The sequence below is a fragment of the Arhodomonas aquaeolei DSM 8974 genome (assembly GCF_000374645.1).
GTDB lineage: Bacteria > Pseudomonadota > Gammaproteobacteria > Nitrococcales > Nitrococcaceae > Arhodomonas > Arhodomonas aquaeolei.
Window position 1 is genome coordinate 21929 of record NZ_KB894822.1, and the last position, 20052, is coordinate 41980.

18 protein-coding genes and 3 tRNA genes are annotated in these 20052 nt (G+C 69.8%); 10 read left to right on the plus strand and 11 right to left on the minus strand.

Annotated features, from left to right (window positions below; translation table 11 throughout):
- The first annotated feature begins 178 nt into the window (after positions 1-178).
- A complete protein-coding gene (locus C516_RS0116430) occupies positions 179-1039 on the plus strand; it encodes a DNA ligase (RefSeq protein WP_018719514.1) in 861 nt (286 codons plus the stop codon).
- Between the two features lie 66 nt (positions 1040-1105).
- On the opposite strand, the gene C516_RS0116435 is transcribed toward C516_RS0116430, so the two are convergent.
- A complete protein-coding gene (locus C516_RS0116435) occupies positions 1106-2119 on the minus strand; it encodes a zinc-dependent alcohol dehydrogenase family protein (protein ID WP_018719515.1) in 1014 nt (337 codons plus the stop codon).
- A gap of 324 nt (positions 2120-2443) precedes the next feature.
- Complete coding sequence (locus C516_RS0116440) at positions 2444-3385, minus strand: AraC family transcriptional regulator (protein ID WP_018719516.1); 942 nt, start codon at positions 3383-3385, stop codon at positions 2444-2446.
- A 209-nt stretch (positions 3386-3594) separates the two neighbouring features.
- Between C516_RS0116440 and C516_RS0116445 the strand changes: the two genes are divergently transcribed.
- From C516_RS0116445 to C516_RS0116455, 3 genes are all read left to right on the plus strand, one after another.
- Entirely contained in the window at positions 3595-4659 is a 1065-nt protein-coding gene (locus tag C516_RS0116445; protein WP_018719517.1) for an NAD(P)-dependent alcohol dehydrogenase, read from the plus strand.
- 252 nt (positions 4660-4911) lie between these two features.
- The gene (locus C516_RS0116450) at positions 4912-5649 is read left to right on the plus strand and encodes an SDR family NAD(P)-dependent oxidoreductase (protein ID WP_018719518.1); all 738 of its coding nucleotides are present in this window, start codon (positions 4912-4914) and stop codon (positions 5647-5649) included.
- A gap of 132 nt (positions 5650-5781) precedes the next feature.
- The gene (locus C516_RS0116455) at positions 5782-7023 is read left to right on the plus strand and encodes an MFS transporter (protein ID WP_018719519.1); all 1242 of its coding nucleotides are present in this window, start codon (positions 5782-5784) and stop codon (positions 7021-7023) included.
- 232 nt (positions 7024-7255) lie between these two features.
- On the opposite strand, the gene C516_RS0116460 is transcribed toward C516_RS0116455, so the two are convergent.
- From C516_RS0116460 to C516_RS0116495, 8 genes are all read right to left on the minus strand, one after another.
- Positions 7256-7909, minus strand: a complete 654-nt coding sequence (locus C516_RS0116460) for an SDR family oxidoreductase (protein WP_018719520.1) — start codon at positions 7907-7909, stop codon at positions 7256-7258.
- Positions 7910-8296: 387 nt separating this feature from the next.
- Positions 8297-8382: transfer RNA gene (locus tag C516_RS0116465), tRNA-Leu, on the minus strand.
- Positions 8383-8410: 28 nt separating this feature from the next.
- Positions 8411-8484: transfer RNA gene (locus tag C516_RS0116470), tRNA-Cys, on the minus strand.
- Between the two features lie 134 nt (positions 8485-8618).
- Positions 8619-8694, minus strand: a tRNA-Gly gene (locus C516_RS0116475).
- Positions 8695-8745: 51 nt separating this feature from the next.
- Positions 8746-9318: a CDP-diacylglycerol--glycerol-3-phosphate 3-phosphatidyltransferase gene (gene pgsA / locus C516_RS0116480; RefSeq protein WP_018719521.1), complete on the minus strand. Its 573-nt coding sequence runs from the start codon at positions 9316-9318 to the stop codon at positions 8746-8748.
- 81 nt (positions 9319-9399) lie between these two features.
- On the minus strand, positions 9400-11229 hold the full coding sequence (uvrC, locus tag C516_RS0116485; protein ID WP_018719522.1) for an excinuclease ABC subunit UvrC: 1830 nt from the start codon (positions 11227-11229) through the stop codon (positions 9400-9402).
- A gap of 16 nt (positions 11230-11245) precedes the next feature.
- Entirely contained in the window at positions 11246-11884 is a 639-nt protein-coding gene (gene uvrY / locus C516_RS0116490; RefSeq protein WP_018719523.1) for a UvrY/SirA/GacA family response regulator transcription factor, read from the minus strand.
- Positions 11885-11975: 91 nt separating this feature from the next.
- Complete coding sequence (locus C516_RS0116495) at positions 11976-13319, minus strand: MFS transporter (RefSeq protein WP_018719524.1); 1344 nt, start codon at positions 13317-13319, stop codon at positions 11976-11978.
- 109 nt (positions 13320-13428) lie between these two features.
- On the opposite strand from C516_RS0116495, the gene C516_RS19925 reads away from it, so the two are divergent.
- A complete protein-coding gene (locus C516_RS19925; RefSeq protein WP_018719525.1) occupies positions 13429-14259 on the plus strand; it encodes a RibD family protein in 831 nt (276 codons plus the stop codon).
- Here C516_RS19925 and C516_RS0116505 read toward each other — a convergent pair.
- The gene (locus C516_RS0116505; protein ID WP_018719526.1) at positions 14250-15644 is read right to left on the minus strand and encodes a class II fumarate hydratase; all 1395 of its coding nucleotides are present in this window, start codon (positions 15642-15644) and stop codon (positions 14250-14252) included. The two genes, C516_RS19925 and C516_RS0116505, sit on opposite strands and share 10 nt — an antisense overlap.
- Positions 15645-15741: 97 nt before the next feature.
- Here C516_RS0116505 and purB point away from each other — a divergent pair, with 97 nt between their 5' ends.
- The 5 genes from purB to C516_RS0116530 are packed head-to-tail and all read left to right on the plus strand — an operon-like array spanning position 15742 to position 19997.
- Positions 15742-17109, plus strand: coding sequence for an adenylosuccinate lyase (purB, locus tag C516_RS0116510; protein ID WP_018719527.1), 1368 nt, complete (start codon positions 15742-15744; stop codon positions 17107-17109).
- Between the two features lies 1 nt (position 17110).
- On the plus strand, positions 17111-18295 hold the full coding sequence (locus C516_RS19930; RefSeq protein WP_018719528.1) for a cupin domain-containing protein: 1185 nt from the start codon (positions 17111-17113) through the stop codon (positions 18293-18295).
- Positions 18285-18728: a GNAT family N-acetyltransferase gene (locus C516_RS0116520; protein WP_018719529.1), complete on the plus strand. Its 444-nt coding sequence runs from the start codon at positions 18285-18287 to the stop codon at positions 18726-18728. The genes C516_RS19930 and C516_RS0116520 overlap by 11 nt, the downstream gene beginning before the upstream one ends.
- A 43-nt stretch (positions 18729-18771) precedes the next feature.
- On the plus strand, positions 18772-19266 hold the full coding sequence (locus C516_RS20660) for a DUF7931 domain-containing protein (protein ID WP_018719530.1): 495 nt from the start codon (positions 18772-18774) through the stop codon (positions 19264-19266).
- A complete protein-coding gene (locus tag C516_RS0116530; RefSeq protein ID WP_018719531.1) occupies positions 19263-19997 on the plus strand; it encodes a secretin N-terminal domain-containing protein in 735 nt (244 codons plus the stop codon). Before C516_RS20660 ends, C516_RS0116530 begins: the two co-directional genes overlap by 4 nt.
- Positions 19998-20052: the final 55 nt, after the last annotated feature.

Here is a 20052-nt window from a genome sequence, read left to right on the forward strand (position 1 = left end):
AAAAATCAATCCTCGCCGTCTTTGTCCGCCTTCCAAGCACGGTTGCGTAATACAACCTCAGGCTGTGAAAGAACCGCCCCCGGCACTCGCTCCTGTCGCACCGGTGACCAATCCATTAGAGTCTCCCCTGTCGTGCACCGGAAGCACGCTCACCACTCGGCAATCCACGGAGGGAATCATGTCTGCCCGAACGCTCGCCCTGCTGTTCTTCTGTCTCCTGGCCCCGGCCGTCGCGCAGGCGGAGGTCGCACCGCCCCCGCTCCTGCTCGCGAATGTGTACGAGGGGGATGCCGACGTCTCCCAATACTGGGTGAGCGAGAAGCTCGACGGGGTGCGCGGTTACTGGGATGGCGAGCGGCTGCTGACCCGCGGTGGCCACCCGGTGAATCCGCCGGACTGGTTCACGGCCGGATGGCCGAAGCGCCCCATGGACGGCGAGCTGTGGATGGGGCGGGGGCACTTCGCGGCGGTGAGCGGTGTGGTGCGCACCGAGGAGCCCGTGGACGCAGCGTGGCGGAAGGTCCGCTTCATGGTCTTCGACCTGCCGGCCCACGGTGGGCCGTTCGAGGCCCGGGTCTTCGCCATGCGCCGCCTGCTGGACGACCCGGACATCCCCTGGCTGCGGCCCGTCCGCCAGTTCCGCGTCGACGATGCGGCGGCGCTCGACGAGCGCCTTGCCGACATCGTCGACAAAGGCGGCGAGGGGCTGATGCTGCACCGTCGCGACGCCATCCACGAGACGGGCCGCAGCGACGCATTGCTCAAGTACAAGCCCTACCGCGACGCGGAGGCGCGGGTCGTGGCCTACACCGAGGGTGAGGGCAAGTACGAGGGGATGCTCGGCGCCCTGGTGGTCGAGCGGCCGGACGGGCTGCGATTCCGCATCGGCACGGGGTTCACCGATGCCGAACGGGCCGACCCGCCGCCAGTGGGCAGCCGCATCACCTACCGTTACAACGGCCTGACCGCCGACGGCGTGCCGCGATTCGCACGATTCCTGCGCGTGCGCCCGCAGATGCCGGCCGAACAGCGGGAGTGACAGGGGCCGCCCCGGCGCACTGCCCCGGGGCACGGCCCTTCGAACGATCCGTCGGCCTTTTGCCGGTCAGATGTCCAGGCAGATCTTGCCGAAGTGGGCACCGCTCTCCTGATGGCGGAAGGCGTCGACGATCTCCTCCAGCGGGAAGTGCCGGTCGATCACCGGGCGCACGTCGTTGGCCTCGACGGCGCTCACCATCTCCATCTGCTGGCGGCGGCTACCCACGAGCACCGCCTGCAACCGCAGCTGGCGCGACAGCGCCTGGCGGACCTGGAAGTCGCCCTTCACGCCGGTGAGCACGCCGATGACGGCGATGTGCCCGCCGACCCGGGCGGCGACCATGGACTGCGCGAGGGTGTCCGGGCCGCCCACCTCGACGACGTGATCCACGCCGCGGCCGCCGGTCAGCCGGCGCACCGTCTTGCCCCACTCCGAGTCGTCGCGGTAGTTGATGAGGTGTTCGGCGCCCATGGCGCGAAGCCGCTCGAGCTTCTCGTCACTGGAGGACGTGGCGATCACCCGGGCACCGGCCATGCGCGCGAACTGCAGCGCGAAGATCGACACGCCACCGGTCCCCTGGATGAGTACGGTCTCGCCGGCCTTGAGCGCGCCGTCGTCCATCAGTGTGCGCCAGGCCGTGAGCCCCGCCGTTGTGAGCGTGGCGGCCTCGGCATGGCTGTAGCCCAGCGGGGCGCGCGTGAACGCGGTGGCGGGCCGGGTGACCTGCTCGCGGGCGTAGCCGTCGATGCCGTCACCGGGGACCCGGACGAACCCCTCCTGCTCCGGCTCGCCGTCAAGCCAGTCCGGGAAGAAGGTGCTGACCACGTGATCGCCCTCGGCGAACTCGGTAACGCCCTCGCCCACCGCGGTGACCTCGCCGGCGCCGTCCGACATGGGGATGCGGGTCTCATTCGGTGCCGTCGCGCCCTTGACCACGCCGTAGTCGTGGAAATTGAGCGAGCTCGCACGCAGGCGCACGCTGATCTCGCCGGGCCCCGGCGCGGGCACCGCCCTACCGTCACCGATGGAGACGTTGTCGAAGCCGCCGCCGGGGGCGAGATAGACCGTTCTGTTCTGCATCGTTGTGTCCTCGCTGATGGCTGTGCTCATGTACCGCGACGGACCTCGCCGCCGGTGAGCGGCCCGTCGTCCTGCGCCCGGCTCGGGCGGGCCCGTCGCGGGCATCCTCATCGCCATTCTGGCAATGAGGTCAATAATTGGTTTCGCCGCCCCGTCGTGACGGCTTCGGGCCGCATCCCCCGCCGTGGGAGGCCGGCGATCGTGGATCGACGTGGTCATGCCGCCTCGCAGTCGCTCGCAACGCGCCTGTCGGCGCCCCGAACCGCCCGTCGACATGGGCCGGGCCCCGCCTCGGTTACGCGCGCCCTGATTACGCGGCCGCGCTCAGACGCTGCCACCACCGGCACGGTCACCGGCCGCCTCCCGAAAGGCCGACTCCAGCTGCGGCCGCCACTGCTGACGATACTGAAGCGGGGACACGCCGAAGCAGCGTTTGAAGTCCCGGCTGAACTGGGGAACGCTGCGATAGCCGACCGACATGGCCGCCCGATTGACGTTGAACCCGTCCTGGGTGAGCAGCTGCTGCGCCTTGATCAGGCGCAGACGCTTCATGTACTGGATCGGCGAGGTCCGGGTGACCGCCTTGAAATTCTGATGGAAAGTGGACGGGCTCATATTCGCCTGACGGGCCAGCACCGGCACGGAGCAGTCCCCGGTGAAGTTCCTGTGCAGATCCGAGAGCACCTTCGCGATGCGCGAGTAATGCCCGTGGTTGAGGACCAGGGCGCGCAGGGCGGGCCCCTGCTCCCCCTTCAGGGCCTCGAAAATGACGTCCCGGACCCGGGCCTGCCCCATCGCCTCCAGCTCCGCGGGATCGTGCAGGGCGCGCAGCAACCGTGTGACGGCCTCCTGCATGCCCGTGGTCATCGCCACGGAGGCCATCGGCTGCGGGTCCCGCGCCGGGGCCTTCGTCTCTGCCTGCCCCGCCATCGCGGTGACCATTTCCCCCAGCACCGCCGGGTCCAGATGCACGAAGGCGCCCAGCAACGGCTCCTCGGCGGACGCGTGGGTCTCGCACTCGAAGGGCAGCGGCAGCGTCTGGACGAGATAGTGCCCGGGATCGTAGTGAATCTCGCGATCGCCGAGGTAACCGATCTTCCGGCCCTGCGCGATGACGACCAGGCTGGGCTCGTAGATCAGCGGTTGGCGCTCTTCCGGGGTGCGCACACACACGAGCGACACCGCCGGCAGTCCGGTGGCCGTGCGCCCTTCCCGCTCCACGAGGGGCTCGATCAGCGCCGCATGCCGGGTGTTCGTGGTCTGCATGATCCGCTCTCCAGGGGCCGCGGGAGTGAGCTGTTGCCCGCACCGTGGGATTGTGCCAATTTCCACCCGATTATGGACCTCTGCACGCCAGACCATGGAGGATCGGGCAAAAACGGTCGAGAAACGTGAATCGCCACGACCGCAGTGCACAACGACAATGGGGCGATCCTCGGATGCGAGGACACATCCACCGCAGAGGAGTCCCACTGATGGACCAAGTCGCCGCCTACGCTGCCTATTCGGCTGATTCACCACTCGCCCCGTTCACGCTGGAGCGCCGCACGCCCCGGCCGGACGACGTCGCCATCGACATCCTCTACTGCGGCGTCTGCCATAGCGACCTGCATTTCGCACGCGACGACTGGGGGATGACCCGTTACCCCATCGTTCCAGGCCACGAGATCATCGGCAGGGTATCGGCCGTGGGCACTGACGTGACGGGCTTTCAGGTCGGGGATATGGTCGGCGTCGGCTGTATGGTCGATTCCTGCCGGGAATGTCAGCCCTGCCGGGACGGGCTCGAGCAGCTCTGCCTCAACGGATTCACCATGACCTACGGCAGTGACGACCGTCGCGACGGCCTCTTCACGCAGGGTGGCTACTCGGGTGCGATCGTGGTCAACGAGCACTTCGTGCTGCGCCTGCCCCGGGGACTCGACCCCGCGTCCGCCGCGCCGATCCTGTGCGCCGGCATCACGACCTATTCCCCGCTGCGACAGCACGGCGTGGGCGCCGGCCACAAGGTGGGCGTTATCGGCCTGGGCGGGCTCGGCCACATGGGCGTCAAGCTGGCCCGGGCCCTCGGTGCCGAGGTGACGGTATTCACCCGCTCCGAGGCCAAGGTCGACGAGGCCCGGCGCAACGGTGCCGACCACGTGGTGGTGTCCACGGACCCGGCGCAGATGGCGGCCGTCGCCGAGACCTTCGATTTCATGCTCGACACGGTACCGGTCCAGCATGACCTCAACCCATACCTCGCCGCGCTGAAATATGACGGCACCCACATCCTTGTCGGGCTCATCGACCCCGTCGAACCGGCCATCCAGGGCGCCAACCTCATCTTCAAACGCCGTGTGCTCGCCGGCTCGCTGATCGGTGGCATCCCCGAAACGCAGGAACTGCTCGACTTCTGCGCCGAGCACGACATCACCTGCGAGGTCGAGATGATCGACATCGCGGACATCAACGAGGCCTATACGCGAATGCAGGCCGGTGACGTGCACTACCGTTTCGTCATCGACATGGCAACGCTGAACGCCGCGGACCAGGGATAGCCCGGTAACGGATAGCAGGGCCGCCCCGCCCGCACCCCGCGGACAGGCACACGGGCGGCCCTGGCTCCGCCCGCCCCCTTCGGACAGGGGCTTCCGGCGCCGCGTGCCGATCCGGCACCCGGCGCCATCGCCGTCGTGGGGCCGGCACGTCGTGTCCAACGCGACACGGTGCAACGCCGCGCTGGCGCGGGGCACGCCCCCTCTGCGCAGACCGACGGACCGCACGGGCGATTTCATGTAACAGGAGGCGTTATGGCGTGTGTTTTCATCACCGGATCGACGGAGGGCCTCGGCTACGCCGCCGCGGCCGATCTGCTCGGCGACGGCCACCAGGTCGTCATCCACGCACGCAACCGGCGACGGATTTCCGCCGTGCGGGACCTGGAGGACCAGGGCGCAATCGCCCTCGTCGGCGACCTCTCCGACCCGGACGAGACCCGGACCCTGGCCGAAGACGTCAACCGGCTCGGCCGCATGGACGCCGTCATCCACAACGCCGGCATCATATCCGGGCCTGGCCTGCTCCCGGTCAACGTGGTCGCGCCCTACCTGCTCACGACACACATCGAGCCCCCGGAGCGGCTGATCTACCTCAGCAGCAGCATGCACCGCGGCGGCCGCGCGGAAATCGACGGACTGGACTGGAGCGGTCAGGGCGAGACCTGCACCTACTCGGACAGCAAGCTCCTCGTCACCGTCCTGAGCGCCGCCGTTGCCCGGCTCTGGCCGGACGTGTTCAGCAACGCCGTGGACCCCGGATGGGTCCCGACCCGGATGGGCGGCCCCGCCGCCTCCGACGACCTGCAACTCGGCCATCAAACCCAGACCTGGCTCGCCACCAGCGACGACACGGAGGCACGCACGACGGGCGGGTACTGGCATCATCGCCGCCGCTTTGCGTCCCACCCCGCCGTGCAGGACCCGCAATTCCAGGATCGCCTGCTGAGCGCGCTCACCGAGCACACCGGGGTTCACCTGACGGCACGATGAGCCGCCGGGTAACAGGATGTGCGGGGCGCCCGCACCGCACCCGGATATACTGCCCGATCCCCCATGAATCTCCGCCGTTCACGCCGCAGACACGTCAGTAGCGGAAACACAGCGGAAAAACAGGAACGAAACATGAGTCCAGCCCCGGAACAGCCACCGTCCCGCTCCGGCCGCGCCACGCATCTGCGCCTCGCCGAGCTGGCACTGGCGCTTGGCGGTTTCGGCATCGGCACCGGTGAATTCGTGATCATGGGGCTCATGAAGGACGTCGCCCGGGACTTCCACGTCGTAGCGCCCGACGTCGGCTACGCCATCAGCGGTTACGCGCTCGGTGTGGTCATCGGCGCCCCGCTCATCTCCGCCCTGGCCGCGCGCGTGCCCAAGCGGGCACTGCTGATCGGGCTGATGCTGCTTTTCGCCGCAGGCAACTTCGCCAGCATCATGACACCGTATTTCCACGCCTTCGTGGGCCTGCGACTGATCGCGGGCCTGCCCCACGGCGCCTATTTCGGCGTCGCCGCGCTGGTCGCCGCGGCGGCGGCCCCCGCCGACCAACGCGCCCAGGCGGTGGCGCGGGTCATGAGCGGGCTGATGGTGGCCATCCTGCTCGGCGCGCCGCTGGCGACCTGGATGGGCAACCTGCTCGGCTGGCGGATCGCCTTTGCCGGCGTGGGGAGCATCGCGCTTGTGACCGCACTGATGATTCGTCTCTGGATACCGCATCTGCCCGTCGACCATCAGGCCAGTCCCAGGCGCGAAATAACCGCCATGATCAAGCCGCGAGTGCTGTTCACGCTCGCTATCGCGTGTGTCGGCGGCGGCGGCATGTTCGCCGTGTTCAGCTACGTCATGCCCACGCTCACCGAACAGGCAGGGATGGCGGAATCGTTGGGCCCGCTCGTGCTGATGATCTTCGGGGTCGGGACCATTCTCGGCAATCACGTGGGCGCACGCGTGGCCGACTGGGATCTCCTGCGGGCCATTCCGCTGATCCTGCTCTGGATCGGGCTCGTGCAGGGCGGCTTCTACTTCGCCGCCGACTCGGTCTGGACGGGGTTGCCGTTCGTGGCACTGGTGGGGACCAGCGTCGCCGTCGTCCCGGCGGTGCAGACCCGACTGATGGACGTCGCCGAGGACGCACAGACCATGGCCGCCTCGCTCAATCACGCCGCCTTCAACATGGCCAACGCCCTGGGCGCCTGGCTGGCGGGCGTGGCCATCAAGATGGGCTTCGTCTGGTCGGCCACCGGCCTGATCGGGACCCTGCTGGCATTCCTGGCGATCACGATCTTCGCCGCCGGACGGACCATGGAAAAACACAGGGACCTGCAGGCACGGGCCGGCTCGATCGCCTGTACGTCGTCCACCGACTGAATGGCGGACCGGCGGCCCGAGGCAGAACCGCGAAACGGAAGCCCGGCAAGACCCGACCGCCCGCCCCGGCGAATGCGCGTGGGACGGGCGTCGTCGGCGCTCACCTTGGACGCGTGACCACCGGCGCAAGGCCGCCCGGACACGACAACGCCCGATGACCGCCGCTACTGCCGGGCACCGGGCGCGCAAGCCGTCCAGACCCGCCGCAGCCCCGGGGGCCTCGGGGTTCCAGTCAGTGGCGGATGGCTTCAACCGCCCGGGAAATGGGGGTCTCGCCGTCGGTGACCTCGAGAATCTCCCGGTTGACCGAAGGACGGTCGATCAATGCCGCCAGCACACCGGCGACATTCCCCCTCGCCACGTTCCCGTACGGAATGGCACGTTCCAGGTTGACCCGCCCGTTGCCGTCCTCGGTAACCAGCGTCGCGGGCCGCACGATGACCCAGTCCAGGCCCGAGGCAACGACGGCATTATCCGCCTGGCGCTTCATCTTCATGTAGTGCTCGAAGCCCTCCTTGCGAGGCCGGTCGCGCCCCGCATCCATGAAGGCCGAGACCAGGTACAGACGCGAAATCCCGTTGATTCGGGCCGCCTCGATCAGCTTGACCGGCGTCCCGTAATCGATGGCCGTCGTCCGGTCCGCCCCGCTTCCCGCCGCACCGGCCGAGAACACGATGGCGTCGTGCCCCTTCGTGGCCTCGACGAGATCCTCCGTGGTGACCTCCATCAGGTCGCCCGGATAGGGCGTGACACCCACCTCACGGAGCGCCGCATCCTGCTCGGGCCTGCGATGCAGCCCGGACACCCGGTGCCCCGCTTCGATCAGCTTGGGGGCGAGCCTGGAACCGATGCCGCCGGTAACACCGACAATAAAGACGTTACTCATGGGGCCCTCCGCTTCTGGCCATGGTGAACAGATTCAACCTAAACCGTTCGCTGGCACATAGTGTAACAACGTACCAAGTCACACCGTGTACCGCGCACGACCTTGGGAACCACGTCCACGATGTCGACTTCGGCACCCACGCTTGCCAGACCTCCGACCCGGTCGCCGCCTCCATTGATCCAGTAGCGAACAGGCCAAGCGGGGACAAGGAGACACACACCGCCGGCGGCCGCGGGACATCCAGGAACCGGGACGTTCATGCAGGGGAATACCCACGTCGCCGCACGCCCACCCGCATCCCGTTTCTTCCTTGCGGAAGCAACAGAAACGCAAAACGGATCAAACGCGTTACAGGGACAAAGAAGGCGGGAAAACCGCGGGGGATGATGGTGCCCGGACCGGGACTCGAACCCGGACGGGTAAAACCCGAGGGATTTTAAGTCCCTTGCGTCTACCAGTTCCGCCACCCGGGCGATTGGGCGATCGAGGCGGGAAAGGAAGTGGAGGCTAGGACCGGAATCGAACCGGTGTACACGGCTTTGCAGGCCGCTGCATCACCACTCTGCCACCTAGCCTCTGCGCGACGCATCATAGCAGCATGCGTATTCGTTGGCGAGCCTGCCGCAGCCAGGGTGGCGTGACGCCTGAACGGCGTGCGGAGGCCGCCACGAAAAAGCCCCGGGCGATGCCGGGGCCTTTTCTGGAACCTTGGAGCGGGAAACCGGACTCGAACCGGCGACCCCAACCTTGGCAAGGTTGTGCTCTACCAACTGAGCTATTCCCGCTTGCGTTGTGAGGCGTATTCTACAGCGCTCTGCGTTGCCGTCAACCCCGTGTTACCGGTTCGTTTCGGCGCTACCGTCGAGCGCGTGCCACGCGGCGTTAAGATAGAGAACCATGGAGTAGATGGTCAACACGGCGGCGATGTAGAGCAGCCAGAATCCGACGGTGAAGGCCGAGACCCCCGCCACCGGCCCGGCATAGAGCAGCAGCAGGATCGCCAGCATCTGGGCGGTGGTCTTGAGCTTGCCGAGCAGCCCCACCGCCACGCTCGCGCGCAGGCCGAGCTCCGCCATCCACTCCCGCAGCGCCGAGACCGCGATTTCCCGGCCGATGATGACCGCCACGGGCAGCGCCAGCGCCGCCGTCGGATGGGAGGTGAGGACGGCAATGAGCGCCACGGCCACGATGAGCTTGTCCGCCACCGGGTCGAGGAAGGCACCAAACGCCGAGGTCTGGCCCCACAGGCGCGCCAGATAGCCGTCGAGCCAGTCCGTGGCCGCCGCCAGCGCGAAGATCGAGGCCGCGATCACGTTGGACCACGGATACGGCAGCAGGAACATGAGCCCGAGCACGGGGATCATGGCGATGCGCAGCAGGGTAAGGATGTTCGGCAGGTTCCAGCTCATTGGGGTCCTGATGGGGGTTTGTCCGGTGCGTCCTTCAAGCGCTCACGCTAACACGCCCCGCGGCCGCGTGCCGGGGGTATTTCAGCCGTTGAGCGTCTGGTGTATGCGCTCGGCGAGCGCGCGGTTGATGCCCTGTACCCGGGCCAGGTCCTCGACGCCGGCCCGGCGCACGCCGCGCAGGCCACCGAACTGCTTGAGCAGGGCCTGGCGGCGTTTGGGTCCGAGGCCGGGGATGTCCTCGAGCACGGAGTGCGTGCGCTTGCGCCCGCGCCGGCCGCGGTGGCCGGTGATGGCGAAGCGGTGCGCCTCGTCGCGCACCTGCTGGAGCAGGTGCAGGCCCGGGGCGTCCGGGGCGAGGCGGTACTCCCCTTCCCGCCCGGCGATGTGCAGCACCTCCTCGCCCGGGCGCCGGCGCGGCCCCTTGGAGATGCCGACAACGGTGATCTCGTCGTCGAGCTGGATCTCGCCGAGCACGGCCACGGCCTGGGCGAGCTGACCCCGCCCGCCGTCGATGAGCAGCAGGTCCGGGACCGGCGCCTCGCCGCGTTTGACGCGCAGGTAGCGCCGCTCCAGCGCCTGACGCATGGCAGCGTAGTCGTCACCGCCCTCGATGCCCTCGATGTTGAAGCGCCGGTAATCCGATTTTGCCGGCCCCTCGCGGTTGAAGACGACGCAGGAGGCCACGGTGGCCTCGCCCTGGGTGTGGCTGATGTCAAAGCACTCAATGCGCTCGGGGATGGCGTCCAGCGCAAGACCGTCCTGAAGGTCCTCGAAGCGGCGGTCCATGCTGGCCTGGGTGCTCATGCGCGCGGACAGGGCGTGATCCGCGTTGCTCAGGGCCAGGTCCAGCCAGCGCCGGCGCTCGCCGCGCACCCGCGGACTGATCCGCACGCGGTGGCCGGCATCGCCGCTCAAGGCCTCCTCCAGCACCTCTCGATCCTCGATGTCGTCGCTGACGATCAGCTCCTGCGGCGCCCCGCCGCCAAGGTAGTGGCGGGCGATGAAGGCGTAGAGCACCTCGCCGGCATCGGTGGCGTCCGGCACCCGGGGAAAGAACGTGCGGTTGCCGAGGTTGGTGCCGTTGCGGATGACGAACACCTGCACGCAGGCGACGGCCTCGCGGATGCGGCAGGCGACGACATCCACGTCGCCCTTGGCGCCGGCGACGTACTGGCGCTCCTGGATCGTGCGCAGCGCGGCGATGCGGTCGCGCAGCCGCGCCGCCTCCTCGAACGCCAGGTTCTCGGAGGCGCGTTCCATGCGGGCGACCAGCTCATCGATCACGCGGTTGCTGTCCCCGTCCAGGAACATCTCCACGTGGCGCACGTCGCGGGCGTAGTCCTCCTCGCTGACGTAGCCCACGCACGGCGCGGTGCAGCGCTCGATCTGGTACTGCAGGCACGGCCGGGAGCGGTTCTCGAAGAAGCTGTCCCGGCACTGGCGCACGGGGAAGACCTTCTGCAGGTGGTTGAGCGTTTCGCGCACCGCGCTGGCGCTGGGGAACGGCCCGAAATACCGCCCCTGCCCCTGGCGGCCACCGCGGTGAAAGCTCAGCCGCGGGAAGCGCTGGTGGGTGGAGAGGTGGATGTAGGGATAGCTCTTGTCGTCGCGCAGCAGGACGTTGTAGCGCGGGCGCAGCTCCTTGATGAGGTTGTTCTCGAGGATCAGCGCCTCGGCCTCGGTGTGGGTCACCGCGATCTGCATGTCGGCGACCTGCGCCACCATGGACTGGGTCTTGGCGTTGTGCGCCTGGCGGGTGAAGTAGCTCGACACCCGGCGCTTTAGGTTGCGCGCCTTGCCGACGTAGATCACTGTCCCCGAGGCGTCGAGCATGCGGTAAACGCCCGGGGACTGGGGCAGCGTGCGGATGAAGGCCCGGGCGTCGAAGGCCGGACGGTCGGATTCACTCATGGGATCACTGCCGCGGTCAGCCGCTCTCGTCGACGAGACCGTAGCGGATCACCAGCCTCGTCAGCGCCACGTCGTTGCTCACGCCCAGCTTCTCGTAGAGCCGGTGGCGGTAGGTGCTCACCGTCTTGGGGCTGAGATTGAGACGGTCCGAGATCTCCTGGGGGCGGTGGCCCTCGGTGATCATCATCATTACCTGCATCTCGCGCCGCGAGAGCTTCTCGAACGGTTTGTCCGCCCCATCCAGGCCGGCGATGGCCATGCGCTGGGCAATGTCCGCCCCGAGGTAGCGCTCGCCACGCATGACCGTGCGGATCGCGCGCACGATCTCGCGCTCGTCGCAGCCCTTGGTGACATACCCCATCGCGCCCGCCTCCAGCAGGCTGGACGGGTACGGTTCGCTGACGTGCACCGTCAGCGCGATCACCCTCAGCTCCGGGTCCGCGCGCAGGAGCTTGCGCGTCGCCTCCAGCCCGCCGATGCCGGGCATGTGGACGTCCATTAGAACGACGTCCGGGCGCTCGCTCGTGACCAGGCGCAGCGCCTCCTCGCCCGAACCTGCCTCGCCGACGACGCTGATGTCCTCCGCGTCGGCGAGCAGGCGGTTGATGCCCGCGCGCACGAGCTGGTGGTCGTCAACCAGCAGCACCCTGGTCATCCCGACCCGGACTCCCGTTGAGCGACTGTATCCATATCTCTGCCCTCTTCTCCAGCACCCGAAGGCGGACAGCCGACGAAAAATACTATCATTACGCAGCGTCAGCCGTGCCAGCGAGCATGCGCTCCGCCTCCGGCATCATCAGCCCGAGCAGCGCCCCGAGCACCGACAGCACGCCCAGGACCATGATCGCTACCTCCACGCCATGGAACTGCACCACCGCACCGACCACCCCGCCCGCCAGCGCCAGCACGCCCACGCCGGTGTTGGCGAAGGCTACATACAGCGGACGGTCGTCCGCCGGCGCGGCGTCGACGAGATAGGTCTTGCGCCCGAGGCGAACGCCCTGCTCCGCGATGCCGAGGAGCACGAAGACCACCGCGTACAGCCACGGCGAGCGCCACGCTTGCGGTAGCGCACCGATGGCGAGCGCGACCACGGCAATCGCCGCCGCCAGGCAACCACTGGCGATCAGCACGGTACGGCTGGAGCGGTCCGAGAAGCGGCCCCAGACCGGCGAGCTCAGCACGTTGCCGAGCCCCACGGTGAGCACGAACAGCCCGAGCACCGCGGCGCCATTATCGAACAGGGACTGCGCGTAGAGCGCGTAGAACGGCATCGCCAGCTCCACGGACAGCAGCAGCGCGCGCACGCCGAGGAAACGCCGGTAGCCGCTCACCCGTGCGAACAGCCTCACCCCGGCGCCGATCTCGTCGGCGAGCCGCCGGCCACCCTCGGTGGCGCCGGGGTGCTCGCGGATCGCCGCGAACAGCACCGCCGCCAGGGCCCACAGGCCGGCGGCCACCACCACCGGCAGGGTGTACGTCACCACCGCGCTGTCGGCGCCGACCCAGCGCTGGATCACGAGCCCGGCGGCCATGGTCAGCACGCCGCCGATCATCGCGCGGTTGGAGAGCATCCGCCCGCGCCGGCCCTTGGGCACGGTCTTGGCGGCCACGTCCTGGAACGCGACGGAGCCGGTACCGCTCGCCGCGCTGAACAGCGCGAACACCGCGAGCACCACCACGCCGGCCGCCAGCGGCGGCAGCACCAGCGCCGCGGCGGCGATCACCAGCAGCGCGACCGCCTGGATCAGCCCCGCCGCGGTCCACACCCATTTCCGCCGCGCCACACTGCGTATGCGCCCCGCCACGAACAGCTGGGGCAGCAGCGCGGCGAACTGCTTGACCGGCATGAGCAGCCCGATGATGGACGCCGGTGCACCCAGCGCCCCCAGCAGCCACGGCAGCACCAGGTTCGGACCGGCAATCTGCTCGGCGAGCTTGGTGCACGCGCCGTTGCCGACATTGAGCAGGTAGTTGCGCGGCAGCGCCGTACAGGCGGAATCCGGGATCGCGGCACAGGCGCGCTCGTCGCTGTCGTCGCCGCTGAGCACGTAGTAAGCGCGCTCCAGGCGTTCGGATAGGATGCTCAAGCCCCGTCGTCCCCCCAGTCATCGGCACCCGGCGTTATTGATCGAAAGCACGCCGGTGTGCGCTACAGTTAACATGCTCCGCCCATACTACAGGCAACGGGAGAACATCGTGGAGCGCGAGATCCACCGCATCCACCCCGCGCCCGCGGATCCACGCCCCCTGGCGGGCACCTACCTGGACGCCGGGCTCGCGCCGGAGGACGGGGACGATCGCCTGTTCGTCTACGCCAATTTCGTACGCAGCCTGGACGGGCGCATTTCCGTGCGCGGGGCGGACGGGCGCGAACGTGTCCCCGCGAACGTGGCCAACCCGCGGGACTGGCGCCTGTTCCAGGAGCTTGCCGCGCGAGCGGACGTGCTGCTCTCCTCCGGGCGCTACTTCCGCGAGCTGGCCGCCGGCCACGCCCAGGACGTCCTGCCCGTGGACAGCGGTGAGGCCTTCGCCGACTGCCGGGCCTGGCGCCGGGAACACGGGCTTGCGCCGCAGCCCGACGTCGCCGTGCTCAGCACGAGCCTGGATTTCACCCTGCCGGAGACGCTGCTCGAACAGGGGCGCCGGGTGATGGTGCTCACCACCCGCGACGCGGACGAGATGCGCGCCAGCCGTCTCGCGGCCGCCGGTGCCGAAGTGATCCGGCTCGACAGCGGCCCCCGCGTGAGCGGCGGCAGGGCGATGGACGCGCTCGCCGGCCGCGGTTACCGCCGGGCGTACTCGGTGACCGGGCCGTGGGTGCTGCACGCCCTGGTGGCGGACGACCGCCTGGATGCCCTGTTCGTCACCACGGTCCACCGCCTCATCGGCGGCACCGACTACGCCGGCATCCTGGAGGGCGGGCGACTGGAGCCGGCACGGGAGTGGACCCTGCGCTGGCTCTACCACGACCCCCACGGGCCGGGCCCAGGGGGCCAGCAGTTCGCCCGCTACGACCGCTACGACTGATCCGGCAGGCCGCCCCGGGTGAGCGTCTGCGGATCGAGCAGCCGGTCCAGCTCCGCCTCCGAGAGGTCCGTCATCTCCCGGGCGACCTCGCGCACCGGCCGGCCCTCCTGGTAGGCGCGCTTGGCGACGGCGGCACCCTTCTCGTAGCCGATCACGGAGTTGAGCGCGGTCACCAGGATCGGGTTGCGCTCCAGGGCCTCGGCCAGCCGCGCCTCGTTGACGGTGAAGCCGGCGATGGCATCGTCGGCCAGCGAGCGCGAGGCGTTGGCCAGCAGCGTCTCGCTCTGGAGCAGGTTGTAGGCGATCACGGGCAGCATCACGTTGAGCTGGAAGTTGCCGCTCTGCCCGGCGATGCCCACGGTCGCGTCGTTGCCCATCACCTGCGCGGCGACCATGGCCACGGACTCCGGGATCACCGGATTGACCTTGCCGGGCATGATGCTGCTGCCCGGCTGCAGCGCCGGCAGGGCGATCTCGCCGAGCCCGGCCAGCGGGCCGCTGTTCATCCAGCGCAGGTCGTTGGCGATCTTCATCAGGCTCACCGCGACCGTGCGCAGGTGCCCGGAGAGCTCCACCGCGGCGTCCTGGGCGCTGAGGGCGGCGAAGCGGTTGTCCGCGGCATTGAACGGGATCCCCGTCTCCGCGGCGAGCCACTGCGCCACGCCGGCGCCGAACTCGGGGTGGGCGTTGATACCGGTGCCCACGGCGGTGCCGCCCTGGGCGAGCGCGTGGAGACGCTTGAGGCCGTCATCCAGCCGCTCGATACCGTGGCGGATCTGCGCGGCCCAGCCGCCGATCTCCTGGCCCAGGGTCACCGGCATGGCGTCCATGAGATGGGTACGGCCGGTGGTGGTCACCCCGGCGAGCTCGTCGGCACGCGTCTCCATCGTCCCGGCCAGGTGCTCCAGCGCCGGGATCAGCGTCTCGCGGGCGGCGAGCGCGGCGCTCACGTGGATGGCCGTGGGGATCACGTCGTTGCTGCTCTGGCCCATGTTGACGTGATCGTTGGGGTGGACGGTGTCGCCCAGCGCCTCCGTCGCCAGGCGGGCGATCACCTCGTTGGCGTTCATGTTGGTGCTCGTGCCCGAGCCGGTCTGGAACACGTCCACCGGGAAATGGCGGTCGTGCTCGCCGGCGGCGACCTCGCCCGCCGCGGCGACGATCGCATGGGCAACATCCCGCTCCAGCAGCCCGAGGTCCGCGTTCGTCTGGGCCGCCGCCGCCTTGATCAGCCCCAGGGCGCGGATGAACGTCCGCGGCAGCGTCAGCCCGCTGATGGGGAAGTTCTGCACCGCCCGCTGCGTCTGCGCCCCGTAGAGCGCGTCCGCGGGGACGTTGAGCTCGCCCATGCTGTCGCGCTCGACACGAAAGTCCTGATCACCCATATAACTCATGCCTCCCTGACACGGATGCGAGACCCCGCCGCTGGGGGTAGAATTCGTGGCCCGACCGCCCGTTACCAACCGGAGAGCCGAGACCACCATGGACCTGACGCGACTGACCGCCATCTCCCCCGTCGACGGCCGCTACGGCGGCAAGACCGAGGCCCTGCAGCCGCTGGTCAGCGAGTACGGACTCATCCGCCAGCGCGTCGTCGTCGAGGTCCGGTGGCTCCAGGCGCTCGCCGCCGAGCCGGGCATCGCCGAGGTCCCGGCCCTCTCGGGGGACGCCAGCGCCGCGCTGGATGCCATCGTCTCCGGCTTCGACGTCACCGACGCCGAGCACATCAAGGCGATCGAGTCGACCACCAATCACGATGTGAAGGCGGTGGAATACTTCCTCAAGGAACGCATGGCGGATAACGCCGAGCTCGCGGCCATCCGCGAGTTCGTCCACTTCGCCTGCACCTCCGAGGACATCAACAACCTCGCCTACGCGCTGATGCTCACCGAGGCGCGGGACACCGTGATGCTCCCGGCCATGGACGCGGTCGACGAACACCTGCGCGGGCTCGCCCACGCCTTCGCCGAGCTGCCCATGCTCTCGCGCACCCACGGCCAGCCGGCCTCGCCGACCACGCTGGGCAAGGAGATCGCCAACGTCGTCGTGCGCCTGCGCCGCCAGCGCGAGCAGCTCGCCGGCGTGCGCATCATGGGCAAGATCAACGGCGCGGTGGGCAACTACAACGCCCACACCGTAGCCTACCCGGAAGTGGACTGGCCCGCGTTTGCCGAACGCTACGTTTGCGCCCTCGGGCTCGCCTGGAACCCCTACACCACCCAGATCGAGCCCCACGACTACATCGCCGAGCTCTTCGACGCCCAGGCACGCTGGAACACCATCGCGCTGGATCTCTGCCGCGACGTCTGGGGCTATATCGCACTGGGCTACTTCCGCCAGCGGATCGTGGCCGGCGAGGTCGGCTCCTCGACCATGCCCCACAAGGTCAATCCCATCGACTTCGAGAACGCCGAGGGCAACCTGGGCGTCGCCAGCGCGCTGCTGGACCACCTCGCGCGCAAGCTGCCCATCTCACGCTGGCAGCGCGACCTCACCGACTCCACCACCCTGCGCAACCTCGGCGTGGGGCTCGCGCACACCCTCATCGCCTGCCAGGCGCTGGAGAAGGGCCTGGGCAAGCTGGAGGCGGACGAGGCCCGGCTCGCCGCCGACCTCGACGGCAACTGGGAGGTCCTCGGCGAGGCGATCCAGACGGTGATGCGCCGCTACGGCATCGACTCCCCCTACGAGAAGCTCAAGGCGCTGACCCGGGGCCGCCGGGTGGACCAGGCCGGCATGGCCGAGTTCGTCAAGGGTCTGGAGCTGCCGGAGGCCGTGCGCGCCGAGCTCGCCGCCCTCACCCCGGCGCGCTACGTCGGCCTCGCAGCGGAGCAGGCCCGGGCGGTCTGAGATGGCGGGACTGTTCGGCGACATCGACACCGCGACCTTCCTCGCGGAGTACTGGCAGCAGCGGCCGCTGGTCGTGCGCGGCGCCTTCCCGGAGCAGCCGGCGAGCATCACCCCCGAGGAGCTCGCCGGGCTCGCCACCGAGCCGGACGTGGAGTCCCGGGTGGTGATCGGCGAGACGGCCCAGGAGGACTGGATGCTCCTCCACGGGCCCTTCGAGCCGGCCTTCTTCAGCGACACCCCGGACGACGACTGGACGCTGCTGGTGCAGGACGTGGACAAGCACCTGCCGGCGTTCACCGACTGGCTCGCGCCGTTCCGCTTCCTGCCCCAGTGGCGCATTGACGACCTGATGGTGAGCTACGCCGCCCCCGGCGGCACCGTCGGCCCCCACCTGGACCGCTACGACGTCTTCCTCGTCCAGGGGCAGGGCCACCGGCGCTGGCGCCTCCAGTGGCCAGCCCCGGAGGCGGAGCGGCTGCGCGGCCACCCGGACCTGCGCCTGCTCGCCGACTTCGAGACCACCGACGAGTGGGTCCTCGGGCCCGGGGACATGCTCTACGTTCCCCCCGGCGTGCCCCACTACGGCATCGCCGAGGACGACTGCATCACCTATTCCGTGGGCTTCCGCGCGCCCTCCGGCGCCGAGCTGCTGGCTCAGTGGGCGCGCGAGCGCGGCGAGGACCCCCGCGACCCCGGCCGATACCGCGACCCCGAGGGCTTCGACGCCGCCCGCGGGCGCCTGCCCGCGGAGGCGCTGGCGCAGCTGCGCCGGCTCATGCGCGAGGCCGCATCGGCGCCGGACGCGGTGCTGGACGACTGGCTCGCGCGCAACCTCACCCGTCCCAAGAGCGCGTTCGCGGAGATTGGCGGCGGCGAGGAGGACGATGCCACCCTCGCCGCCCGCCTGGACGCCGGCGCGACCCTGCGCCTCAACCCCGCGGCACGACTGCTCTGCGCCGAAACCGCCGACGGCCCGTGCTACTACCTCCAGGGCGAGCCGGTGCAGCCGCCCGGGGGGGCGGATGCACTCTGGGCGCGGCTGGCCGCGCGCGAGCCGGTGGAGGCCTCGTCCCTGCCGGACGGGGAAACCGCCCGCACCGGCGCGCTCGCGCTGCTCGGCGAGTGGCGGCGCGCCGGCCACCTGCTCTTCGACGACGAATTCGAGGACTCGATGGATGACGACTGAGCCGTTCACGGTCAGCGACGGCGACTGGAGCGCCGTACACGCCCTGGCGGCGCCGCTGCGGCGGACCGTGTTCATCGAGGAACAGGACGTGCCCGAGGCCCTGGAGTGGGACGACCTCGACGCCCCGAGCCGCCACGTCGTCGCCGTGGACGCCGGCGGGCGCTGCATCGCCACCGCCCGGCTCACGCCCGATGACCACATCGGCCGCATGGCCGTCGCCGCCGCCTGGCGCGGCCACGGCGTCGGCCGCGCCGTGCTCGAATACACGATATCCCTGGCCCGGTCGCGGGGGGCCGCCGAGGTCGTGCTTGCCGCGCAACTCACCGCCGGGCCATTCTATGAACGCATGGGCTTCGTCGCCTACGGCGGGGTCTTCGATGACGCCGGCATCCCTCACCGCATGATGCGGCGCCGGCTGGACGGCACGGCGTGACCGCCGGGTCCACGGGCACGACACCACGGCAGAGGAGACGGTCATGCAGGAGGCATCCCCCGGGGAGCAGCGCGAGCTCGCCGACTTCGAGGCGCTGACCGCCGCCACCGACCGCCTCGGCGGCCACGCCACCACACAGGTCGAGATCATCTCCCCCGACCTGGAGCCGCGGCTCTACGACCGCGAGGCGTTCACCGCCATCCTCGAGCGCTTCTGCCTCGACCACCGCGGCGCCCGCATCCGGATCATGGTCGGCGACCCCTACGCCGCGGTGCGCCACAGCCGCCGCCTCATCCCCCTCGCCCGCCGGCTGACCAGCTACTTCGAGCTGCGCCGCCTGAGCCGCACGCACGCGCGCTCGCCCCGCAGCCTGTTCGTGGTGGATGATCGCCACGCCATCTACCGCCCCCAGGCCAGCCGCCCGGAGGGCGTGGTCATCGAGGATGCCCCCGCACGGGTCAAGGCCTACCTCGAGGAAGTGGAGTCCGCGTACGCCATGAGCGAGCCGGACACCGAGCTGCGGGGGCTGTCGCTGTGACCGCCCTGCGCCGCACCGGCCTCGTCCTCGCCCTGCTGTTCGCCGCCACCGCGGCCCTCGCCGCGGACACCGCCGCCGTTATCCCGCTGGAGCACCGCAATGCCGCCGAGCTGTTGCCCACCCTGCGCACCATCGCCGGCGAGGACGCCCGGATCGCCGCCGACGGCGACCGGCTGGTGATACGCGGCCCCGCCGCCACCGTCGACGCCCTGCGCGACACGGTCAGCGCCCTGGACCATCCCCTGGCCGAGCTGCGGGTAAGCGTACGCATCGCCCCGGACACCGGCACCGCGGCAAACGGCAACACCGAACGCCACAGCGCCGGCACCGCCGCCGCGGCGGTTCAGCGCGTGCGGGTGCGCGAGGGCGGGCGGGCGGTGATCGATACGGGCCGGCTGGAAGCAGAGCCGAAGCGCTGGTACTGGGCGGGCAGCGACGGCACCGGCTTCGGCGAGGTGCCGGACTACCGCGACCTGCCCCGGGGGTTCACGGTGACACCCCAGCTCACCGGCGGGCGGGTACACGTGCGGATCACGGTGCGCCGCGACCGCCGCGACGGCGCCGATATCGACACCGACACCCTCATCACCACCGTGACCGGCCCTCTCGGCGAGTGGCTGACACTCGCCCGCACGGGCACGGACACCGGCGACAACCGGAAGAATGTGAAGACCTGGCGGGCCGGCGGTGACGGCCGCCGTATCGAGCTGCGGGTGGACCGGCTGGACTAGCGGTGTAACCCCCTCGCCCCCGAAACACACAAGCTCCGCTGCATCCGGCGACCGG

Excerpts from the sequence above, each read along its gene's own strand:
- C516_RS0116450 (WP_018719518.1), top strand. The coding sequence starts at position 4,912 with ATGGCGTGTGTTTTCATCACCGGATCGACGGAGGGCCTCGGCTACGCC.
- C516_RS0116520 (WP_018719529.1), top strand. The coding sequence starts at position 18,285 with ATGACGACTGAGCCGTTCACGGTCAGCGACGGCGACTGGAGCGCCGTA.
- uvrY (WP_018719523.1), bottom strand. The coding sequence starts at position 11,884 with ATGACCAGGGTGCTGCTGGTTGACGACCACCAGCTCGTGCGCGCGGGC.
- C516_RS0116430 (WP_018719514.1), top strand. The coding sequence starts at position 179 with ATGTCTGCCCGAACGCTCGCCCTGCTGTTCTTCTGTCTCCTGGCCCCG.
- purB (WP_018719527.1), top strand. The coding sequence starts at position 15,742 with ATGGACCTGACGCGACTGACCGCCATCTCCCCCGTCGACGGCCGCTAC.
- C516_RS0116505 (WP_018719526.1), bottom strand. The coding sequence starts at position 15,644 with ATGGGTGATCAGGACTTTCGTGTCGAGCGCGACAGCATGGGCGAGCTC.
- C516_RS19930 (WP_018719528.1), top strand. The coding sequence starts at position 17,111 with ATGGCGGGACTGTTCGGCGACATCGACACCGCGACCTTCCTCGCGGAG.
- C516_RS0116445 (WP_018719517.1), top strand. The coding sequence starts at position 3,595 with ATGGACCAAGTCGCCGCCTACGCTGCCTATTCGGCTGATTCACCACTC.
- C516_RS0116455 (WP_018719519.1), top strand. The coding sequence starts at position 5,782 with ATGAGTCCAGCCCCGGAACAGCCACCGTCCCGCTCCGGCCGCGCCACG.
- C516_RS0116435 (WP_018719515.1), bottom strand. The coding sequence starts at position 2,119 with ATGCAGAACAGAACGGTCTATCTCGCCCCCGGCGGCGGCTTCGACAAC.
- uvrC (WP_018719522.1), bottom strand. The coding sequence starts at position 11,229 with ATGAGTGAATCCGACCGTCCGGCCTTCGACGCCCGGGCCTTCATCCGC.
- pgsA (WP_018719521.1), bottom strand. The coding sequence starts at position 9,318 with ATGAGCTGGAACCTGCCGAACATCCTTACCCTGCTGCGCATCGCCATG.
- C516_RS20660 (WP_018719530.1), top strand. The coding sequence starts at position 18,772 with ATGCAGGAGGCATCCCCCGGGGAGCAGCGCGAGCTCGCCGACTTCGAG.
- C516_RS0116460 (WP_018719520.1), bottom strand. The coding sequence starts at position 7,909 with ATGAGTAACGTCTTTATTGTCGGTGTTACCGGCGGCATCGGTTCCAGG.
- C516_RS0116440 (WP_018719516.1), bottom strand. The coding sequence starts at position 3,385 with ATGCAGACCACGAACACCCGGCATGCGGCGCTGATCGAGCCCCTCGTG.